General features: G+C 65.4%; 13 protein-coding genes, 1 rRNA gene, 1 pseudogene and 2 riboswitches. Of the genes and pseudogenes, 6 read left to right on the top strand and 9 right to left on the bottom strand.

What is annotated here, in order from left to right; genetic code table 11:
• Positions 1-20: 20 nt before the first annotated feature.
• Positions 21-1,553, bottom strand: a 16S ribosomal RNA gene (locus tag OKW38_RS37395).
• Positions 1,554-2,129: 576 nt separating this feature from the next.
• On the opposite strand from OKW38_RS37395, the gene OKW38_RS37390 reads away from it, so the two are divergent.
• Entirely contained in the window at positions 2,130-3,083 is a 954-nt protein-coding gene (locus OKW38_RS37390) for a flagellar brake protein (protein ID WP_429365391.1), read from the top strand.
• A gap of 67 nt (positions 3,084-3,150) precedes the next feature.
• Here the strand turns inward: OKW38_RS37390 and OKW38_RS37385 are convergent, their stop codons facing one another.
• The 4 genes from OKW38_RS37385 to cobW are packed head-to-tail and all read right to left on the bottom strand — an operon-like array spanning position 3,151 to position 9,843.
• Positions 3,151-3,765 carry a vWA domain-containing protein gene (locus OKW38_RS37385; protein ID WP_187610298.1) on the bottom strand — a complete coding sequence of 205 codons (615 nt, stop codon included), beginning with the start codon at positions 3,763-3,765 and terminating at the stop codon, positions 3,151-3,153.
• Positions 3,766-3,821: 56 nt separating this feature from the next.
• Positions 3,822-4,922: an ATP-binding protein gene (locus tag OKW38_RS37380; RefSeq protein ID WP_429365390.1), complete on the bottom strand. Its 1,101-nt coding sequence runs from the start codon at positions 4,920-4,922 to the stop codon at positions 3,822-3,824.
• Complete coding sequence (gene cobN, locus OKW38_RS37375; protein WP_429365389.1) at positions 4,919-8,737, bottom strand: cobaltochelatase subunit CobN; 3,819 nt, start codon at positions 8,735-8,737, stop codon at positions 4,919-4,921. The genes OKW38_RS37380 and cobN overlap by 4 nt, the downstream gene beginning before the upstream one ends.
• Before the next feature lie 14 nt (positions 8,738-8,751).
• The gene (cobW, locus tag OKW38_RS37370) at positions 8,752-9,843 is read right to left on the bottom strand and encodes a cobalamin biosynthesis protein CobW (protein ID WP_429365388.1); all 1,092 of its coding nucleotides are present in this window, start codon (positions 9,841-9,843) and stop codon (positions 8,752-8,754) included.
• Between the two features lie 202 nt (positions 9,844-10,045).
• Positions 10,046-10,323, bottom strand: a riboswitch (cobalamin riboswitch).
• An 80-nt stretch (positions 10,324-10,403) separates the two neighbouring features.
• Positions 10,404-10,661: riboswitch (cobalamin riboswitch) on the top strand.
• A 195-nt stretch (positions 10,662-10,856) separates the two neighbouring features.
• On the opposite strand from cobW, the pseudogene cobA reads away from it, so the two are divergent.
• The 5 genes and pseudogenes from cobA to bluB form a co-directional block, all read left to right on the top strand.
• Positions 10,857-11,594: pseudogene (gene cobA / locus OKW38_RS37365) on the top strand (uroporphyrinogen-III C-methyltransferase); the annotation flags it as partial.
• A gap of 3 nt (positions 11,595-11,597) precedes the next feature.
• Positions 11,598-12,104, top strand: coding sequence for a cobalamin biosynthesis protein (locus OKW38_RS37360; RefSeq protein WP_429365580.1), 507 nt, complete (start codon positions 11,598-11,600; stop codon positions 12,102-12,104).
• Positions 12,101-12,703, top strand: coding sequence for a cob(I)yrinic acid a,c-diamide adenosyltransferase (cobO, locus tag OKW38_RS37355; protein WP_090805916.1), 603 nt, complete (start codon positions 12,101-12,103; stop codon positions 12,701-12,703). The genes OKW38_RS37360 and cobO overlap by 4 nt, the downstream gene beginning before the upstream one ends.
• 3 nt (positions 12,704-12,706) lie before the next feature.
• Positions 12,707-14,086 (top strand): cobyrinate a,c-diamide synthase, encoded by a 1,380-nt coding sequence (locus tag OKW38_RS37350; protein WP_429365387.1) that lies wholly within the window; start codon positions 12,707-12,709, stop codon positions 14,084-14,086.
• Positions 14,070-14,729 carry a 5,6-dimethylbenzimidazole synthase gene (gene bluB, locus OKW38_RS37345; protein ID WP_429365386.1) on the top strand — a complete coding sequence of 220 codons (660 nt, stop codon included), beginning with the start codon at positions 14,070-14,072 and terminating at the stop codon, positions 14,727-14,729. Before OKW38_RS37350 ends, bluB begins: the two co-directional genes overlap by 17 nt.
• Positions 14,730-14,765: 36 nt before the next feature.
• Here the strand turns inward: bluB and OKW38_RS37340 are convergent, their stop codons facing one another.
• The 4 genes from OKW38_RS37340 to OKW38_RS37325 all read right to left on the bottom strand — a co-directional run bounded on the left by OKW38_RS37340 (position 14,766) and on the right by OKW38_RS37325 (position 20,172).
• Positions 14,766-15,380, bottom strand: a complete 615-nt coding sequence (locus tag OKW38_RS37340) for a DUF4136 domain-containing protein (RefSeq protein WP_429365385.1) — start codon at positions 15,378-15,380, stop codon at positions 14,766-14,768.
• A gap of 42 nt (positions 15,381-15,422) precedes the next feature.
• The gene (locus tag OKW38_RS37335; RefSeq protein WP_429365384.1) at positions 15,423-17,915 is read right to left on the bottom strand and encodes a CHASE2 domain-containing protein; all 2,493 of its coding nucleotides are present in this window, start codon (positions 17,913-17,915) and stop codon (positions 15,423-15,425) included.
• Between the two features lie 65 nt (positions 17,916-17,980).
• Positions 17,981-19,432 (bottom strand): FecR domain-containing protein, encoded by a 1,452-nt coding sequence (locus tag OKW38_RS37330; protein ID WP_429365383.1) that lies wholly within the window; start codon positions 19,430-19,432, stop codon positions 17,981-17,983.
• Positions 19,429-20,172 (bottom strand): response regulator transcription factor, encoded by a 744-nt coding sequence (locus OKW38_RS37325; RefSeq protein ID WP_429365382.1) that lies wholly within the window; start codon positions 20,170-20,172, stop codon positions 19,429-19,431. The genes OKW38_RS37330 and OKW38_RS37325 overlap by 4 nt, the downstream gene beginning before the upstream one ends.
• Positions 20,173-20,825: the final 653 nt, after the last annotated feature.

Below are 20,825 nucleotides of genomic sequence, written 5' to 3'. Positions count from 1 at the left end.
CAATGAATGCACAGCTCTGGAAAGGAGGTGATCCAGCCGCACCTTCCGATACGGCTACCTTGTTACGACTTCACCCCAGTCATGAATCCTACCGTGGTGACCGTCCTCCTTGCGGTTAGACTAGCCACTTCTGGTAAAACCCACTCCCATGGTGTGACGGGCGGTGTGTACAAGACCCGGGAACGTATTCACCGCGGCATGCTGATCCGCGATTACTAGCGATTCCAGCTTCACGCACCCGAGTTGCAGAGTGCGATCCGGACTACGATCGGTTTTCTGGGATTGGCTCCACCTCGCGGCTTGGCAACCCTCTGTTCCGACCATTGTATGACGTGTGAAGCCCTACCCATAAGGGCCATGAGGACTTGACGTCATCCCCACCTTCCTCCGGTTTGTCACCGGCAGTCTCCCTGGAGTGCTCTTGCGTAGCAACTAGGGACAAGGGTTGCGCTCGTTGCGGGACTTAACCCAACATCTCACGACACGAGCTGACGACAGCCATGCAGCACCTGTGTTATGGCTCCCTTTCGGGCACTCCCGCCTCTCGGCAGGATTCCATACATGTCAAGGGTAGGTAAGGTTTTTCGCGTTGCATCGAATTAATCCACATCATCCACCGCTTGTGCGGGTCCCCGTCAATTCCTTTGAGTTTTAATCTTGCGACCGTACTCCCCAGGCGGTCAACTTCACGCGTTAGCTACGTTACCAAGCCAATGAAGGCCCGACAACCAGTTGACATCGTTTAGGGCGTGGACTACCAGGGTATCTAATCCTGTTTGCTCCCCACGCTTTCGTGCATGAGCGTCAGTATTGGCCCAGGGGGCTGCCTTCGCCATCGGTGTTCCTCCACATCTCTACGCATTTCACTGCTACACGTGGAATTCCACCCCCCTCTGCCATACTCCAGCGCTGCAGTCACCAATGCAGTTCCCAGGTTAAGCCCGGGGATTTCACATCGGTCTTACAGCACCGCCTGCGCACGCTTTACGCCCAGTAATTCCGATTAACGCTCGCACCCTACGTATTACCGCGGCTGCTGGCACGTAGTTAGCCGGTGCTTATTCTTCCGGTACCGTCATCCCTCACGGATATTAGCCACAAGGTTTTCTTTCCGGACAAAAGTGCTTTACAACCCGAAGGCCTTCTTCACACACGCGGCATTGCTGGATCAGGCTTGCGCCCATTGTCCAAAATTCCCCACTGCTGCCTCCCGTAGGAGTCTGGGCCGTGTCTCAGTCCCAGTGTGGCTGGTCGTCCTCTCAGACCAGCTACAGATCGTCGGCTTGGTAGGCCTTTACCCCACCAACTACCTAATCTGCCATCGGCCGCCCCTTGAGCGCGAGGTCCCGAAAGATCCCCCGCTTTCCTCTCCCGAGCGTATGCGGTATTAATCCGGCTTTCGCCGGGCTATCCCCCACTCCAGGACACGTTCCGATGTATTACTCACCCGTTCGCCACTCGCCACCAGACCGAAGTCCGTGCTGCCGTTCGACTTGCATGTGTAAGGCATGCCGCCAGCGTTCAATCTGAGCCAGGATCAAACTCTTCAGTTCAAACCTGTTACTGTGTTCGGGCTCTCTCGAACCCGGTCGCTCACTCAACGTACTGACGATGATTGATCCGTCTTTCGACAGACAAACCTTCCTCTAATACTGTGTGAGGCTTCTGATACTTCTGCCTGACAGCAGACTCCGGAGAATCCGCCGCCGCATTCCGCATCAAGCGCCCACACTTATCGACTGTTAGTTTTTAAAGATCGGTCCGCCAAACCCGCCGCGCCTGAACCACCACTACCCGGCACCGCTTCGTTTGCGTCGCTGCGTCTGCAGCAGAGAAGCGAGATTATGGAGAGCGGTCGACAACACGTCAATACCCTTCTGCGAATTTCTTTTGGGAGCAAAGACTGCCATCTCCATCGCATTGCCGCCAGCCGTAAAAAAGAGTCAACTCTGGCCAGACCGAAAATCAGCGGAAATAGTTAGTCATCCGATTCAACCCGCCGAAGTCCTGATACCGACAAAACAGAGTAGTCCGAGCACGGCTTGAACTCACCACCGCTCCCCAAATTAAAGTTCTACCCTTCCCCGCCGTCAATCAGATCATCCCGCCACTTAAATTAGCTGCCGACTATGGACAATCTCGTCGACGCACACGTCGAGGACACCCAGGACACCCAGCCCGCCGCGGCATCCCCGATGCTCGAGCCTGATACGGTGCCGGTAGGCACGCCGCTCCCATGGCCGATCGTCGATGCCGACGGCACGCTGCTCTTCGCAAGCGCGACGACGCTCGCGACCACCGACGAGCGCGCCTTTCTGTTTCAACACTTCCGCCCGCAACGCGGCGACCTGTTCGACCTCGGCGCACAACAACCGCCGGCGCCAACCGCCCAGCCTGACCACGCCGGTGAGTTGACGCTGAAGGACATGCACCTCGAGATCGGCACATTGATCGGCATGCGTTCGCAACTTGGCAGCGGCGCGCCGATGCAACCTTGCGGCATCATCGGTTTCGCGCCGAATCATGCGCTGTTCGTCACGCCGCCGATGCAGCAGGGCCAACCGCTGCCGCTCACGCCCGGCGAGAACGTCGAGGTCGTCGCGATCGCGAGTCAGGCCGTGTTCCGTTTCGTCTGTACGGTCGAAGCGGTCTGCCGCGTGCCGTTCGACTATGCCGTGTTGTCGAGGCCCGGTATGGTCCGCCGGCTCCGTGAGCGCAAATCGATCCGCGTCCATGCGCACCTGCCCGTGCGGTTTGGCATCGGCGGGAGCGGTGACACTTACGAAGGCCTTGGACTCGCCAAGGGCATCAGCGCGCTCGGCATGTCGTTGAGTGCGTCATGGACACTGGGTGAAGTCGGCGAGCGGCTGCGCATCGCGTTCCGGCTGAAGTCGGCCGAATACGATTCACAGATCGAGACGACGGCGGTGATCCGCAACGTTCAGAAGGGCAAAACGCCTGGCGAGCCGTCCATGCATGGGCTAGAACTGGATCAACTCGATTCCGTTCAACAGATGGCGATGAAGGTGTTCGTGTTCGATCGTCAGGAGAATGTGCAGCACTGGTCCAACGGACTGAAATAAGCGGTACGGCCACAAAAGCAACGCGCGTGCGGACACAGCAGCGTCGACCTCGCTGCGCACACATCGATCAGCCGAGCAACTCTTCCGGCGTCAACCGCCGCGCTCCCCAGGCATTGGCGAGCACCTCGCAACGACCGAGCCGTATCGCACCACGCTCGAAATCGACGAACACGACTTCATCGACGTCGGCCGGCCGCGCGGGTTCGTCGCTCGTGCGGCCGTCGGTCAGAATCCATAACCAGCGCTGCTGGGCCGGCCGTCGCCGCGCGCAGCGTTCGAGCAGTTGCGCGGCGCTGCGCACGCCCGACGCGAGCGGCGAACCGCCGCCTCCGCCCACGGGCGCGAGCCATCGCTCGTTCCACCAGCGCGGCACGGCGGGGCCGAAGCGCACATCCGCTCCCGCACCGCCGAAGCAGATCAGCGCAGCCTCGGCGCGCATCGCACTCGCACGGTCGAACAAGGCAGTCAGTAGACCCTTCGCCAACGCGAGGCGTTGGCCTGCCAGCATCGACCCGGAGCAATCGAGCACGAAACAATGCAGCACACCGCCACGCGGCACTTCCCGTACGAAGCGCAGATGCTCACGACGCAGCGTGTGCTCGCGCATCGCGGCGAGCGTCGGTGGCCATGCAATGCGCCTGCCCGGTTCGCCGCGCGACGTATCGCGCGAATCGGCCCCCACGCCTCGTCGCCATCGAAAACCGCTGCGCGAGTCAGCGGCGGCGCCTTTCCGATGGCTCAGCGTTTTTTTGCGTCGAGCGCAATGACGCCTTTGACAGGCAAAGCCGCCGCCGGCTCGGGCGGCAGGTAGCCCCAGTCGGAGTCGGCGGAAGGTGTCGTGGATGGAGCCGTATCGCCAGACGCACCCGCAGCGACGTCCCGTGCCGGCGCCGCGCTTTCTGGCCGGCGCTGATTCGCATGTTGCGAATCATGCTGACGCCGCCGATGAAGCAGCACCGGATCGGCAACGCGCTCCACATGTCGCACCGTCACCGCACCTGCCCGTTCGAATGCGGCCAGCGCGCGCGCCGCGCGCAGCATCACGAGGTCGGCGCGCAAACCGTCGACGGCCGCGTCGATGCATAGCGCGCTCACGCGCGCATGGACGGCGTCATCGAACGACAGCAGCGGCAGCGCCGCGCGCGCCGAGCGAATTCGCTGCGCGTATGAAGCTTGCTGCTCCGCGTAAACGGTACGAAACCCAGCGGGATCGAGATCGAACGCGAACCGCGCTTTGACGATCGCCTGCCGCACCTGCGGCTCGAACGCGTTCTGCAACTCCACCATCAGACCGAAGCGGTCGATCAATTGCGGCCGCAACTCGCCCTCTTCGGGATTCATCGTGCCGATCAGCACGAAGCTCGCGTCATGACTATGCGACACGCCATCGCGTTCGACGGTATTGACGCCGCTCGCCGCCGCATCGAGCAACGCATCGACGAGCGCATCGGGCAGCAGATTGACTTCGTCGACGTACAGCACGCCGCGATGCGCCTTCGCGAGCAGCCCCGGCGAGAAGCGCACCGAGCCGTCGCGCAACACGCTTTCAATATCGAGCGTGCCGATCAGACGATCCTCGCTCGCGCCAAGCGGCAGATTCACGAGTTCTCCCTCCGGCAGCAGTTCCGCAAGCGCGCGCGCGGCAGTCGACTTCGCGGTGCCACGCGGTCCGCTGATCAATACGCCGCCCAAGCCCGGGTCGATCGCCGCGAGCACCAGCGCCTGCTGCAACGAGGCCTGGCCGATCAGCGCCGCAAACGGAAAAACGGGCCGCGCCGCCGTACCCGATACACAGGCGGAGCTACCTGCGTCGTCCGCTCCTCGCATCGCTCCATTCATGTTTGTCTTCCTTCGATCTGCTGTTCGCTCGCCAGCAGATGCGTTTCCACCTGCGCGCGATAGTCACCCGGCTGCTGCCACAGCCCCCGCTGCATCGCCTCGAGCAAACGCTCGCAGATCGAATGCAGCGCATGCGGATTGTGCCGTTGCATGAACGCGCGCGTATCGGCGTCATTCAGATAAGCATCGGCGACGAGCGCGTATTGATGATCCGCGATCACGCGCGCGGTCGCGTCGTAGCCATACAGATAATCGACGGTCGCCGCGATCTCGGCCGCGCCCTTGTAGCCGTGGCGCTTCACGCCGTCGAGCCATTTCGGATTGACCACGCGCGAGCGGATCACGCGCGCGATCTCCTCCTGCAACGTCCGCACGCGCGGCGCGGCCGGACTGCTGTGATCCGCGTGATAGACGCGCGGCTGCCGACCTGCCAGATGCCGCACCGCCGCGACCATGCCGCCCTGAAACTGGTAGTAGTCGTTCGAATCGAGCACGTCGTGCTCGCGGTTGTCCTGGTTCTGCAGCACGAGGTCCATCACTGCGAGGCGCGTGCCAAACGCTTGATGCGCCTCCTCGCCCGCGCTCTTCTGCGCGTACGCATATCCGCCCCATGCCTGATACGCGTTCGCGAGATCGGCGTCGGTCTGCCATTGGCGCGAGTCGATCATCTGCTGCAGACCCGCGCCGTACGTGCCCGGCCGCGCGCTGAACACGCGCCAGCCGGCGCGCTTGCGCGCTTCGACCGGGTCCATGCCGCGCGCGATCAACGCATCGCGTTCGCGCTGCACGCGCGCGCGAATCGGATTCAGCTCCGCGGGCTCGTCGAGTTCGGCAACCGCTTGCACGGCCGCATCGAACAGATGCATCACGTTCGCGAACGCATCGCGAAAGAAACCGGATACGCGCAACGTGACGTCGATACGCGGCCGATCGAACGCGTCGATCGGCATGATCTCGAAGTCCGTCACACGGTGGCTGCCCGGCGCCCATTTCGGCCGCACGCCGAGCAGCGCGAGCGCCTGCGCGATATCGTCGCCGCCGGTGCGCATCGTCGCGGTGCCCCAGACCGACAGGCCGATCGCGCTGGGATAATCGCCGTGCTCCTGCAGATGCCGCTCGATCAGTTGCTGCGCCGATTTCAGGCCGAGTGCCCACGCGGCTTGCGTCGGCACCGCGCGCGTGTCGACCGAATAGAAGTTGCGGCCGGTGGGCAGCACGTCGGGCCGACCGCGCGACGGCGAACCGCTCGGACCTGGCGGCACGAAACGTCCTTCGAGGCCGCGCTTCAGTTGCGTCATTTCCTGCGGGCCGCAGGCGTCGAGACGCGGCAGCACGTCGTCGCGCAGGCGTGCGATCACCTGTGCCGCTTGCGGCAGACTTTCGTCGGCTACGGGGACGGCCTGCGAACGATCCGCATCATCGCAATCGACATCGCAGACACCGCGCAACAGCTCGCCCGCGAGCAATTCCAACCGCTCACGCGTATCGCCATAATGTCGCCACGGCGCATCGCTGACCCGCTGCAATACCTCGGGTCGCGGACCGTCCCATGCGGCGGCCCAATCCACCGTCAACGGGTCGAACCGATGATCGATGCGCAGATCGCGCGCCAGCGCGTCGACGAGCCCCGCCTTGCCGGCCCGCCCATCGCCGACCGGAAAGCGCCCGAGCGCGAGCAGCGTGTCGCGCCGCTGCACGCCGCGCGGCGACTGCCCGAACGTATGCAGGCCATCGCGAATCTGCGCTTCCTTCAGCTCGCACAGCCACGCATCGACGCGTGTGAGCAGCGCGTCTTCATCGTCCTGTCGGTTCGGCGCCGCGAGACTCAGCTCTTCGTGCAGCCGATGCTCGACGATCGTCGTCAGAATCGTGCGACGCAAGAGCTTCGCGCGACGCGAATCGACCATCAATGCTTCGTAGTATTCGTCGACCTGGCGTTCGAGGTCCTGCAGCGGCCCATAGTTTTCGGCGCGTGTAAGCGGTGGCATCAGATGATCGATGATCACCGCCTGCGCGCGCCGCTTCGCCTGGCTGCCCTCGCCGGGATCATTGACGATGAACGGATACAGATGCGGCATCGGTCCGAGAATCAGATCGGGCCAGCACGCGTCGCTCAAGGCGACGCTTTTGCCCGGCAGCCATTCCAGGTTGCCGTGCTTGCCGACGTGCACGACCGCGTCGATGCCGAACTGATGGCGCAGCCAGAAATAGAACGCGAGGTATGCGTGCGGCGGTACGAGCTCCGCATCGTGATAGCTCGCGTAGTCGCCGTGCTCGCGCGAACGCGCAGGCTGAATGCCGACGAACACCTGGCCGCAGCGCCAGCCGGCGATCATGAAGCGGCCGCGCCGCAGCGTGGGGTCCTGCTCGGGCTTGCCCCAGCGCGCGTTCAACGCGTCGCGCACGCTCGCCGGCAACGCGTTGAAATGCGCGAGATAGTCGTCGAGTGCGAGGCTTTGCAGGGCCGGACGCAGATCGCGTACGACCGGATCGTTGGTCACGCCTTCGGTCAGCCTGTTCAACAACGCGTCGCCGTTTTCGGGTAGTTCGCCGACACGATAACCTTCATCGCGCAGCATCGACAGAATGCCGACCACCGACGCCGGCGTATCGAGCCCGACGCCATTGCCGATGCGCCCTTCGCTCATCGGATAGTTGGCGAGAATCAACGCGACTTTCTTGTCGGCGTTATCGAGCGAACGCAAACGGCACCAGCGCCGGCTCAGCTCGGCGAGAAAGCCCACCCGTTCGAGGTCGGGCTGATAGCGGACCACGTCTACCTGCGTATGCGCACAGCGATACGCGAGCCCCTTGAAGCTGATCGCGCGCGTGATGATGCGCCCGTCCACTTCGGGCAGCGCGATATGCATCGCGATGTCGCGCGAATTGAGGCCGTGGTTGTCCTTCAGCCAGTCTTCGCGATTGCCGCCGCTCAGGATCACCTGAAACACCGGCGCGTCGCCGGCGAGCGCGAGCGGCTCCGGGTCGTCGATCGCGGAAGCGGCGAACGCGGTCGTGTTCAGCACGAGCGCGACACCATGTTGCGCGCACAGCGACTGCACGACATCGCGGCTCAGCGCATCCTTCAGCGACGTGATCGCGAGCGGCAGCGGATTGAGCCCTTGCGCTTCGAGCGCGTCGATCAGCGCATCGAACACCGCGGTATTGGCGGCCTGCAGATGCGCCTTGTAGAACAGAATCGCGACGACCGGCGCGTCTTGCCGCCAACGCGCCTGCCAGTCGGCGACGATGGGGGTATCGCGCTCGGGGTGATACAGCGACGCGGCCGGCAACGCGCGCGGCGGATCGGGTTCGCGCCCCCAGTCGAGCGCGCGATACGCGATGCAGCGCAAAAACGCCTCGGCGTTCTGCGGACCGCCCTCGCGCAGATAGCGCCACAGCTGCTGACACAACTCGGCGCTCGCAGTGCTGCGCGCGAGCAGGTTCGGGTCTTCCTGCAGATCGCCGGAAAACATCGCGAGTGTTTGCTGTTTGCGCTGCGCGAGCGCGACCACCTGCTCGATGCCGTACGGCCAATACGTTTCGCCGCCGAGATGATCGACGACGACCACGCGCGCATGCTGCAACACGTCGTCCAGATAGAAATCGACCGAGGCAGGCTGACGCAGATACGTGACGTTCGCGAGCCGCACGCTCGGAAAGCCGTCGCCGAGACGCGGCACCACGCTCGCGAGCAGCGACAGCGTGGTGTCGGCGGAACTGAGCACGACGATCTCGGCGGGCTGCTGATCGATGCGGATCACGCCCTGCGTATCGTCGACGAAGCCGCCCGGCGTCGTGCGCAGCAGATGCATGCTGGTGCGCCCGTTTATGCCGTCGCGTTCGACGTCGCGCCGAGCGCCGCGTCGAACGCCTGTTGCAGCGCGTGCTGGTCGAGGTCTGCGCCGATCAGCACGAAGCGGCTCAACGCGCCGTCGCCATTTTCACCCGCTTGCCAGCGCCGGTCGAAGTAGCTCTCGAAGCGCCGGCCCACGCCCTGGATCACGAGACGCATCGCCGCGCCCTGCAGTGCCGCGAAGCCTTTGACACGGTAAATCGTGTGGGATTCGACGAGCGTCTGCAAGGCGGCGAGCGCCGCGTCGCGCGACGGTACGGATGCCTGCACGACGACCGAATCGAATTCATCGTGGTGATGATCGGGGTCGTCGGCGGAACCGTGGTGGTCATGACGCAGGTGGATCGTCTCTTCCGACGCCGCTTCGAGGCCCAGCAGCGTATGCAGGTCGAGCCGCCCCTGCTGCGCGCGCACGATCTTCACCTGCGGCGCAATCTCCGCGCGGATCGCGGCTTCGACCTCGTGCTGCCGCGCGTCGTCGATCAGATCGGTCTTGTTCAGAATCACCAGGTCGGCCGCCGACAACTGGTCTTCGAACAGCTCGTGCAGCGGCGACTCGTGATCGAGATTCGGATCGGCCTTGCGCTGCGCATCGACGGCGAGCGGGTTATCGGCGAACTGGCCGCTCGCGGCGGCCGGGCCGTCCACCACCGTCACCACCGCGTCGACCGTGAAGCCATTGCGGATCTGCGGCCAGTTGAACGCCTGCACGAGCGGCTTCGGCAACGCCAGGCCCGACGTTTCGATCAGCACGTGATCGAATTCATCGCGGCGCTCCGCGAGCTTTTCCATCACCGGGAAAAATTCTTCCTGCACGGTGCAGCACAAACAACCGTTCGCGAGTTCATACAATTGCCCTTCGGTCTCGACGCCGTTTTCATCGCAACCGATGCCGCAGCCCCTGAGGATTTCGCCGTCGATGCCGAGCTCGCCGAACTCGTTGACGATCACCGCGATGCGCTTGCCGCCCGCATGCTGAAGAATGTGCCGCAGCAGCGTGGTTTTGCCGCTGCCGAGAAAGCCCGTGACGATCGTGACGGGGATCTTGCGCAATTGAGTTTGCATCGTGAGGTCCATCCCTTGGCGTTGATCGGTATGCCGGAAAGTCCGCGCGTGGGTCCGCGTCGGCTGGCGAATGGAGCGAATGAAGCACGCGCAGCAGTACCAGCGATCACCAGACACGGGGACGAACGACGGCATTGCCGCGACAACGGAAATACAGAAAGCGGAACTGAGGTCATGAACGCGCCGCCGCATCCCCGCGGCGGTCGTTCTGCTTCGTTGGGCCGGTATCCGGGCTGGCGAAAGCGCCGCTTCCCCTTCCCGGCCGAGTGGTTTCTCGTCCAGTGGTGAAATGTCCACGCGAGCTTGCGCGAGGACATCGAAGCCGGCACTGCGGTGCCCGGCTATCAAGCCGGAACCGCTTTTCGCTTACCGTTGCGGGGACAGCACAGGTTAGCCGCTCCAGAGCAGGTGGCTCCCTGTTTCCCGTTTAACTGCATGCGCACGAGCGCGCACGCGAGCACCCAAAGTGCGTGCGAGTGTAGGCCCGCGGACTTGCGCAGTCAAGCAACGCACAGAGCCGGAAAGCGCCGCCGTGGCTTATCCGGCAAGGCGCCATGTGCTATCGTATGCGCGCGTTTGGTGCCCGCACATGCGCTCGCGTGTGCAGTTAAACGGGAAACAGGCAGCGCCTCGCGCGTTCAACCTGTGCTGTCCCCGCAACGGTAAGCGACCTGCGGCGCGCGATTCGATTCGCCTTCGATTCCGCCGTGCCGCGCATGCGTTTTTTGATGCCACTGTCCCGCGAATCGCAACCGGGACGGGAAGGCGAAGCGCATGAGGCCGCCAGCCCGGATACCGGCCAGACGCGGAGGCGGTGCCGCATTGCATCCGTGCATCACGTGGCGCCGCCGGCCGCCGGAATCCGCGGGGAACGGATGTGAAGGCGTAGCAGCGCGGCATCGCGCGTGCCCGGATTCGCAGTTGCGCATGACCTCTATATTCACCGCCGCGCGCGCTGTCGCACGCCGCGTCTCTTCTTCCATCACCGCATGGCGCGCGCCATGCACGCCGCGATGACGCGCGCCTGGCTGATCGGCGCCGGTCCCGGCGACGTCGAACTGATCACGCTGAAGGCCACCCGCGCGCTCGCGCAGGCCGATGTCGTGCTCGTCGACGATCTGGTGAATCCCGACGTGCTGCAGTTCGCGCGCACCGACGCGCAAGTCGTGTACGTCGGCAAGCGCGGCGGCCATCCGTCGACGCCGCAAGCCGACATCGTCGCGCAAATGCTCGGGCATCTGCGCGCGGGGCGCAGCGTCGCGCGGCTCAAGGGCGGCGATCCGTTCGTGTTCGGCCGCGGCGGCGAAGAGTTGCAGGCGCTGCAGGCCGCGGGTATCGAAGTCGACGTGATCAACGGCATCACGGCCGGCATCGCGGCGCCCGCGGCGCTCGGTATCGCGGTCACGCATCGTGATCACGCGCAGGGCGTCGTGTTCGTCACCGGCCACGGCGCCGGCAGTGGCGAACCGGACTGGGCCGCGCTCGCCGCGACGCACATGACGCTGGTGATCTATATGGGCATGCGCCGGCTCGGCGAGATCGCCCGCGCATTGCTCGCGGCCGGCATGTCCGCCGACACGCCGTGCGCGGCGATCGTGTCGGCGACGCGGCCTGAGCAGCGTCATGTGCTCGCGCCGCTTCGCGAGTTCGCCGAGGCGGTGGCGCGCGCGGGGCTCGGCTCGCCGGCGATCGTCGTGATCGGCGCTGTGGCGTCGCTCGCACTGGCGCGTGATGCGGCCAAACGCGACGCCGGCATTGCTCACGAACTGGCAGCGAGCGCGACACGACACGGACTCGCACGCGCGATCAAAACGCTGAGCGTCGGCATCGGTTGCCGCTTGCACAGCAAAGCCGCTGAGATCGAAGCCGCCGTGCGCGCAGCGCTCGGATCGAATGCCTTCGAGCAGATCCGCGCCATCGCGACGATCGACACCAAAGCCAACGAAGCCGGTCTGCTCGAATTCTGCTCACGTCATCAGCTGCCGCTGCAACTGTTCAGCCGCGAGCAGATCGCCGCGGTACCGGTCGCGTCGCCGTCGGCGGCGGCACACGCGCAGCTCGGTGTCGATGGTGTGTGCGAGCCGTGCGCGCTGCTGGCGGCAACGGCGCCGGACTCCACCACAACCGCACAAAACGTGCGTCTAATCGTACGCAAGACCGCGCACGCCGGCATCACGGTGGCGATCGCAGCGGCGAACAATGCTGCCCTTAGCGACGCGCCCCCATCCCATCCCGCCCCTCAAAACCAGGACCCTCGATGAAAACCGATCCGGAATCGCATCAACGCATGACCGAACGCCGCCGCGAAGGCCACGAAAAGAAGCAGGCCGGCGCGACCGTCGAAAAAGGCCTGCTGATCGTCAACACCGGCACCGGCAAGGGCAAGAGCACGGCCGCGTTCGGCATGGCCGTGCGGGTGCTCGGCCACGGCATGCGGCTCGGCGTCGTGCAGTTCATCAAGGGCGCGCTGCATACGTCGGAGCGCGATTTCCTCGGCGCGATCGCGCAATGCGATTTCGTCACGATGGGCGACGGCTACACGTGGAACACGCAGAACCGCGAGGCCGACATGGCGACCGCGCGCAAAGGCTGGAACGAAGCGCGGCGGATGATCGAAAGCGGCGACTACCAGATGGTGATCCTCGACGAGCTGAACACCGTGCTGAAGTACGAATACCTGCCGCTCGACGAAGTGCTCGCGGTGATCAACGCGCGTGCGCCGATGTTGCACGTCGTCGTGACCGGACGCCATGCGCCGGACGCGCTGATCGAAGCCGCCGACCTCGTCACCGAAATGCGCGCGATCAAGCATCCGTATCGCGAGCAAGGTGTGAAGGCGCAGCGCGGCGTGGAGTTCTGAGCGATGTCGGCGTTTCCCAACGGGGCTTCGTCCGGGGCGCCCCCCAAAGGGACTTCCTTCGGGGCGTCCCCCCAGGGGACTTCCTTCGGGGCGTGCCCCGCGCTGTTCATCAGCGCGCCCGCGTCGGGACAAGGCAAAACCACGATCACCGCCGGTCTCGCGCGCTATCACCGGCGGCTCGGACGTCGCGTGCGCGTGTTCAAGACCGGGCCGGATTTTCTCGATCCGATGATCCTCGCGCGCGCGAGCGGCGCGCCGGTGCTGTCGCTCGATCTGTGGATGGTCGGCGAAAGCGCATGCCGCAACCTGCTCGCGCGGGCGGCGCAAGAAGCCGATCTGATCCTGATCGAAGGCGTGATGGGCCTGTTCGACGGCACGCCGAGCAGCGCCGATCTGGCGACCACGTTCGGCGTGCCGGTGCTCGCGGTGATTTCCGCGCAGGCGATGGCGCAGACCTTCGGCGCGGTCGCGTTCGGCCTTGCGCGCTTCAGACCGCAACTGCCGTTCCACGGCGTGCTCGCGAATCGCGTCGGCTCGGCCAGGCACGCGCAGATGCTGCAGGAAGCACTGCCGCCCGGGTTGCGCTGGTGCGGCCACCTCGCCGCGAGCGACGAGATCACGCTGCCCGACCGCCACCTCGGCCTACACCAGGCCGATGAAATCGACGATCTCGAAGCACGCCTGGAACGCGCGGCGGATACGCTCGCGTCGACCGCGCTCGCCGAACTGCCGCGCCCGGTCGATTTCGGCGTGCCCTCGCCCGAAGTGCTGCCGCGTCTGCTCGAAGGCAAGCACATCGCGATCGCCCGCGACGCCGCGTTCTCGTTCATCTATCCGGCCAACGTCGCGCTGCTCGAAGCGCTCGGCGCGCGGCTCAGCTATTTCTCGCCGCTTGCCGACGAAGCGTTGCCCGCCGGCACGCACGCGCTCTATCTGCCGGGCGGCTACCCCGAGTTGCATATGGCGACGCTCGCGGGCAACTCGACCAGCGCGGCATCGATCCGCGCGCACGTCGAGGCGGACAACCCGGTGGTCGCCGAATGCGGCGGCATGCTCTATCTGCTCGACACGCTGACCGACGCGCAAGGCACTAGCACGCCGATGCTCGGCCTGCTGCCCGGTCACGCGACGATGCAAACGCGCTTCACGTCGCTCGGCATGCAGCAGATCGATGGCGTCCACGGCACGCTGACCGGCCACACGTTCCACTACTCGAAGCTCGCGACGCCGCTCGCGCCGCAGCGCTTCGCCACGCGCGCGCACAGCGACGCGCCCGGCGAAGCGGTGTTCCGCGTGGGCCCGATTGTGGCAACCTATATGCACGCTTACTGGCCCTCCAACCCGGCTTTCACGGCCGCCCTCTTTCATGGCGAAGCCTTTTGACGACTCGGAGCGCGATGCGGTCTATCGCGCGATTTACGAACGCCGCGACATGCGCCACTTCGTGCCCGATCCGGTCGATCCGGCGGTGCTGCGGCGTCTGCTCGACGCGGCGCATCACGCGCCGAGCGTCGGCTACATGCAGCCGTGGCGCATCGTGCGCATCACCGACGCGGCGCTGCGCACGGGCTTGCGCGACATCGTCGAGCGCGAACGGCTCGCCACCGCCGACGCGCTCGGCAAGCGCCGCGACGAGTTCATGAAGCTGAAGGTGGAAGGCATGCGCGAATGCGCGGAGCTGCTGGTGATCGCGTTGATGGACGGGCGCGAGCGACACGTCTTCGGCCGTCGCACGCTGCCGGAGATGGATCTCGCGTCGGTCGCGTGCGCGATCCAGAACATGTGGCTCGCCGCGCGCGCGGAAGGACTCGGGCTTGGTTGGGTGTCGCTATTCGATGTCGGCGCGGTGCACCAGCTACTGGCGATGCCGGAAGGCGCGCGGCCGGTCGCGATTCTGTGCCTCGGCCACGTCGCTGCGTTCTATAGCGAGCCGATGCTCGAAACGGAGCGCTGGGCGAGCCGTCTGCCGCTCGCCGATTGCGTGTTCGAAAACCGCTGGCCGCAAGACGAGCCGGCGCAGGAATAACTGATACTCGCGGCCCCGGCGACCCGAGGCGGTGTTTTAACGCTGCAGCGGCTCCATCGAGTCGACGTTCGGCACACCGCTCGTCTTGTCGATGCTGAGCCTCACACGCCAGTCGGCCGGCGCATCGAACGGCAGCTTCGCGAGCGCGGTTTTCACGAGTAACGGCAGTGCATGCAGCGGGTCCGCATCGCGATCCATGAACACCGCGCCGACCTTGTAGCGCTCGGCGCCGCTCGCGTAGTCGAAAAAGCGCAGCGTCAGCGCGTGCTGATACTTGCGCCCAAACAACAGCGCGCCTGGACCGTCGCTGCCCGCGCCGCAATCGGCGGGCGCGCAATCCTCACCGCCGATGCCGATCGACGCCGGCCGCGTGCTATACGCCATCGACAGCAGATAATGCGCGGGCTTGCCCGCCGTATCGACGAACCCGTGTTTCGCCAACTCGTCGCGCAACAGCTTTTCGACTTGCGGATGATCGGCGCTGTCGTCCTGAGGCTGCGTGCGAGCGAGCGAATAGGTCTGCTCGCCTTGCAGCGCAACCGCGCGGTCGGCGCCGTTAGCGGAGACGGTGTGCACGTCGGCGCTCAGGCCCGCGCAAGCGGTGAGGCTCGCCGCGGCCAGCGCGGCACAGAGGTGAGCGATCTTTGCCATTGGTTGTTTTCTCTCTAGTACATCGAATACATCAAAGGCGCATCAGACGCGCGGTGCGATCGATTCGTCGAGGGGCGCGTCGTCGAGCGCGGGCAGCCAGATCGTGAAGGCCGTCCCATCGCCGGGCGCGCTGACGACTTCGACGCTGCCACCGTGGCGCGTGACGACGGTTTTGACGAACGCCATGCCGAGTCCCGCCCCGCCCACTTCCGGCCGCTCCGCCTCGTGAAAACGGCGAAAGCGCTCGAACAGTCCCGCTTGCTGCTCCTCAGGAATGCCATAGCCCTGGTCGCGGATCGTGCACGACACGCACGGCGCCTCGCTGCCCGCGCGCTTTGCCGCCGGCTGGCCAGCGAAGCTGCATACGATGCGCGTGTCGGGCGGACTGTACTTGACCGCATTGTTCAGGATATTGACGAGCGCGCGTGTCATCAGCGAGCGGTCGGCGCAGATCCAGGGATCGTCGTCGGCGTCGTCGGCGGATTCCGTATGCAGCGCGATGCGCTTCGCATGCGCCTGCGGCCAGACCTCGTCGCTCGCATCGATGACGAGTTCGGTCAGACTCAGCGGCTCGAGCACATAGGCCTGCGATTCGGCGCGCGCCAGTTGCACGAAGTCGTCGGCAAGCGTGAGCGCGCGTTGCGCGTAGCGTTCGATGCGCTCCAGCACGCTGCGCGCGAGCGCAGGCTCGGTCCGCGCGCGCTCGATCTCGACCAGCGCAATGATCGACGCCTGCGGCGAGCGCATGTCGTGCGACAGCAGCCGCAGCGCGTCTTCGCGCTGACACTCGGCCGCATGCAGCGCCGACACGTCGACGAGACCGGCGATCCAGCCGGTCGTCTCGCCCTGCGCGTTGGTGCAGGTCGCATAGCGCAGCAGATGGTCGCGCTCGTTCGCGTCGCGCACCTCGACGCCCTGCGCCATCAGCGCCGCGAACTCGCCGCGCGTCGGATCGAGGAGCGCCGGCCAGTGCGCGTGCGCGTGCGCGGACAGACTGCGCTCGTTGTCCGTGGCCGCGCCGGTGTCGATCGTCTTCACGAGCGTGAGGCCGCCGAGCACGCTCTGCATCGGCTGGCCTTCGGGCATCGGCGCGCCTAGCCGAGCGAAATGCGCTTTCGCCGCGTGATTCGCGATCAGCACGACGCCGGCCACGTCGCTGACGAGAATCGGCTCCGGCACGCTATCGAGGCTGTCCCACACGAAGCGCTTCATGTCCTGCGCCCGTTGCGCGGCCTGCGCCATCAGCGCCATGTGCTGCGCGAGCACGTCGCCGCCGAATTCGCGGCGGCGCTTCGGCGTCTCGGGCAGCAGATGCGGCTCGTCGGCGAGACGTTGCAGTTCGCCGCGCAGATACGCCATCGTCATTTCGAGGCGTCGCCAGTTCCAGATCGGATAGACGATCACGACGCCGAGGATCGCCGGCACCGGCGAGATCCACAGCCTGCCGCCGTACAGCAGCAGCGCGCTGCCGGTCGCGGCGAGCAGCACCAGCGCGCCGGTCAGCAACAACGAGCGGCGCGGCGACAGTACGAGGAAGCCGGCGAGCAGCGCGGCGAGCGGCCCGAGCGCCGCCGCGAACACGACCCACAGCGCGACCGGCTGGATCTCGCGGCCGCTCAGCAGCGTGTCGAGCACGTTCGCGTGGATGTAGACGCCGGGCAGCGGACCGAGCTCGCCCGATACCGGTGTCGCGAAGCGGTCGTACAGACCCGACGCCGTCACGCCGATCACGACGATGCGCCCGCGCAACTGATCGGCCGGCACCTTGCCGGCGAGCACGTCGGCGAAACTGAGCTTTGAGTAGTTCGCGGCGTTCGGGCCGAACGGAATCAGGAAGCGCTCTTCGCCGCCGTCGTCGCTGCCGCGTGCGGGCTCGTTCGAGGGGCGCGGCGGCAAGCCGCCGCGCAGATGCAGCTTGCCGTGTTCGACCGCGTCGGCGACGAGCACCGTCAGTTGCGGCCAGCGCGAGCGCTCATCGCCCTGGAAGCGCGCGACGCTACGCACGATGCCGTCGCTGTCCACTTCGAAATTGATGTGACCGAGCCCGGCAGCAGCCTGCGCGAGCGGCGCGACGGGTTCATCGACGGTGCGCTTGCCGCTCGCATCGGGCGGCGTCAGCAGCACGGGCAGATAGGTCGGGCTCAGCGCAATGGCGTGGGCGAGCTGAGCGTCGTCGACATTGGGCTCGGTGAACAGTACGTCGTAGATCACCGCGGCAGGTTTGGCCGCGGCGATCTGCTCGAGCAGCCGCGCGTGCACGCTGCGCGGCCACGGCCAGCGGCCGAGTGCGTCGATGCTCGCGTTGTCGATCTCGACGACGACGATGTCGGACAGCAGCGGCTGCTCGCGCAGCTTCAGAAACTGGTCGTACACCAGCAGATCGATGCCGGCGCCGACGCGCCCGAACGACGTCAGCAGGATCACCACGAGACCGAGACAGCCAACGCTGACCCACTCGATCAGAAAGCGCCGGCCCGCCCGCCGTCCAAGACGGGCGCGCGGGTCGAGGCTCAGTCGCGTAGAAGTGGCGGGCATGGACGATATAGTCGGGAACGGGAGGACGGACCGGCCAGCAGGCCGGCCCCGAGAATCTACCCGCGTCAGGGCGCAAGCGTAAAGGAGCGGACCGGACTGCTCTTTTCGTAGAAGCGGCCGTTGTCGAACTGCTCGGCGACGATCGTCCAGTAGTAGACGCCCGGAGGCAGATCGCTGATCACGAGTTCGCCGCCCGGCAGATCGGGGCGATCGATTACCGGATGGCTCAGTTCGGCCGTGTTCGCGAGCAGGAAGCGGAAACGGGTCGGCACGTTGCTGCGGCTGACGAACCAGCGGAACTCGTAGTCGCGGCTACCCGCGCGCTGCGCGGCCGAAGCGTCCAGCCCCAGCTGGCGGCGCTCGAACGCGTACACGTTCGGCAGGCCGTCGAGACCGTTGCTATCGGTCGACGCGACGCGCACGAAGTACGTGCCGTCGGGCAGATCGCCGAAGTCGGCATGCGGCGCGCTCACGCGCAGGTCTCGCACCAGGTCCAGTTGATCGGCGTCGTGCGAAATCTGCAGCCGATAGCCGACCGCGTGCTCGGCCGGGTTGACGTCGAACGCGACGCTCTTGCCGTCCTGCACGCGCGCCGGCCGCGCGAGCGCGGGTGCGGGCAACAGCTGGACCGGGCTGCCGACCGCGCCGCCCGAGTGCGTGACGTTGCCGAAGCTTGCCTTGACCAGTTGCTCGGACGCCTGCAACGGCCTGCCTGGCGCCGGCGCGGCGCTCTGGCCATGCTGCGTGGCCGGATCGACGCCGACCGCGCCGTCGAGCACCGCCACCGCGGTGGTTTGCGTGTCGCCGTCGTAATCGACGCGGAAACGCGTGCCGCGCACTCCGGCGACCACCGAAGGCGAACGGATCTGGAAGCGATCATCGCGTCGCTTCGCATGCGTGACCTGGCTCTCGACCTCGCCGGCGCGCAGCTCAAAGACGCGATCGGCGACGCCGGTCAGCGTGACGTGCCGCAGTCTCTCGATATTGAGTTCGCCGTTCTGCGCGACCGTCACGTATGAGCCGCTGGGCAGCTCGAGCGTCGCGAACCCGTTCGCGCCGGTGCGCAAGCGATCGCCTTCGGCAAGCGTTTCACCGGTTTTCAGCGGCAGATAGGGGCTCGAGTCGAACGCGTGCTCGACCGGACCGCTGGTCGCGATCACGCGAGCCGTGTCCCGATCCTGGCGCAGCCTTCGGGACGGCAAACGCAGCACGATGCCGGCCGCCATGCGGCGCGGCGCGGGCACGTGATTGAGGCTGCTCAACAGCGCCCAGTCGGTCGGATCGGCCATGTAGCGGGCGGCGATGTCATACAGCGTGTCGCCCTCGTGCGTCGTGTACGAAGCGTAGACCGGCGACGCCTTCGCTCCGGTCTTGCCGCGCGCGGGCTGCGCGTGCGCGAGCGCGCTCCAGCCGGTCGCGCCCGTTGCCATCAGACAGGCCGCGGCAAGCCACGCGGCGGCGCGGCGGCCGGGCATGTCGGCGCTGCCCGATGCCGCCCCATCCACGCAGACCGTCACGCTTCCCCCGCTTCTTCAGTGGGTTCGTCGTCGGCGGCCGGTGGTGTGCCGGCGGTTTCGATCCGCTCGAGGCGGTAGCCATAGCCGTAGATCGGCGTGAGCCGATAACCGTGCTCGGGGCGCAGACCGAGCTTGCTGCGCAACATCGACACATGAGTGTCCATCGTGCGCGACGGGATGTCCGTGGCCTGCTTCCAGATCACGTCGAGAATGTGTGCGCGCGACAACGGCCGGCTCATATGCTGGAACAGCAGCAGCGCGAGTTCGAACTCTTTCTGCGTGACGGAGACCGGGGTGCCGCGGACCACGACGTGCTTGACGCTCAGGTCGAACTCGAAGTCGCCGAATACTTCCCTCGTTGCCGGCGGCTTCAGGTAATACGCGCGCCGCAGCAGGGAACTGACCCGCGCGAGCAGCACGGCGCCCGACACGGGTTTGACGAGATAGTCGTCCGCACCGGTATTCAGAATCGAAGTGATGTCGGTTTCGCGGCCGCGGCTCGTCATGAACAGCACCGGCAGGCGCTCGGACAGGCTTTCGCGCACCCAGCGAAGCACTTCTTCGCCGGACATGTCGGGAACGTTCCAGTCGAGCACGAGCAGATCGAACGTCTGACGACGCAACTGGCGCACGAGTTCGCGCCCTGCGCCATACGCGTGACAGACGTGTCCAGCGGCGGACAGCGTTTGACACACAAGGTCGGCCTGAGCCGAATCATCATCGAGGACTGCAATTCTCATAACACCCCACAACGCAACAGCGCCTTCATGGCTGACGGCCGGTATACCGGCTGACGACCGGGATGACGGCGCAGCACCGCCGATCCGGCTTCCCAAAAAATTCCGGCTGTTACTTTCTGATTAATGGTCCCTCGCCGTACCCCGCCATGACGCTGCTTTCATGAAGCGGAAATCAGCGCATAAATGTAATTTCCATAGCGATTATGCAGGGCAGATCATGATAATCGAAAACCTTCTTTCTTCCCGTTTGCCGTGTACCGGCAATCCCTCGCGAAAAACCCTAATCAGAAACGGCTGACGCGCTTTTCAGATTTTTCTGGTCTGCTACCACTAGCCGGCGCCGGAAGGAAGTGACACTGCGGACGGAAGATCCTTGCTGGAGCGGCTTTTAGACCATGCTCGCTTATCGGCTTTAAGATTCCTTTCAGGTACTCTTATTTAACAATTGCGCGTTCAGTATAAGAATAATCTCAAAAGAAATCGTTTAAACATTGTTAGATTTTGTCCCGGTCGAGTTGTCATTCGAGGCAGTCGGCCTGGTCGGGCGAGCAACTCAAAGCCCTCGTTTTGAATGAGGCATTCGACTGCTTCACATTGTTGGCCGACGCGATGACGCGCCGCGAGACGGACCATCAGCGGGTGATGCGCAGCGT

This window comes from Paraburkholderia sp. MM5496-R1, from assembly GCF_050436205.1.
GTDB classification, from domain to species: domain Bacteria; phylum Pseudomonadota; class Gammaproteobacteria; order Burkholderiales; family Burkholderiaceae; genus Paraburkholderia; species Paraburkholderia tuberum.
Note: the sequence above shows the minus strand (reverse complement) of the source record. Positions and strands in the feature narration are given on the sequence as shown.

What these genes read in the sequence shown, in the direction of transcription:
- OKW38_RS37325 (WP_429365382.1), bottom strand. Translation starts at nt 20,172, where the DNA reads ATGAGAATTGCAGTCCTCGATGATGATTCGGCTCAGGCCGACCTTGTG.
- cobW (WP_429365388.1), bottom strand. Translation starts at nt 9,843, where the DNA reads ATGCAAACTCAATTGCGCAAGATCCCCGTCACGATCGTCACGGGCTTT.
- OKW38_RS37335 (WP_429365384.1), bottom strand. Translation starts at nt 17,915, where the DNA reads ATGCCCGCCACTTCTACGCGACTGAGCCTCGACCCGCGCGCCCGTCTT.
- bluB (WP_429365386.1), top strand. Translation starts at nt 14,070, where the DNA reads ATGGCGAAGCCTTTTGACGACTCGGAGCGCGATGCGGTCTATCGCGCG.
- cobN (WP_429365389.1), bottom strand. Translation starts at nt 8,737, where the DNA reads ATGCATCTGCTGCGCACGACGCCGGGCGGCTTCGTCGACGATACGCAG.
- OKW38_RS37350 (WP_429365387.1), top strand. Translation starts at nt 12,707, where the DNA reads ATGTCGGCGTTTCCCAACGGGGCTTCGTCCGGGGCGCCCCCCAAAGGG.
- OKW38_RS37380 (WP_429365390.1), bottom strand. Translation starts at nt 4,922, where the DNA reads ATGAATGGAGCGATGCGAGGAGCGGACGACGCAGGTAGCTCCGCCTGT.
- OKW38_RS37340 (WP_429365385.1), bottom strand. Translation starts at nt 15,380, where the DNA reads ATGGCAAAGATCGCTCACCTCTGTGCCGCGCTGGCCGCGGCGAGCCTC.
- cobO (WP_090805916.1), top strand. Translation starts at nt 12,101, where the DNA reads ATGAAAACCGATCCGGAATCGCATCAACGCATGACCGAACGCCGCCGC.
- OKW38_RS37390 (WP_429365391.1), top strand. Translation starts at nt 2,130, where the DNA reads ATGGACAATCTCGTCGACGCACACGTCGAGGACACCCAGGACACCCAG.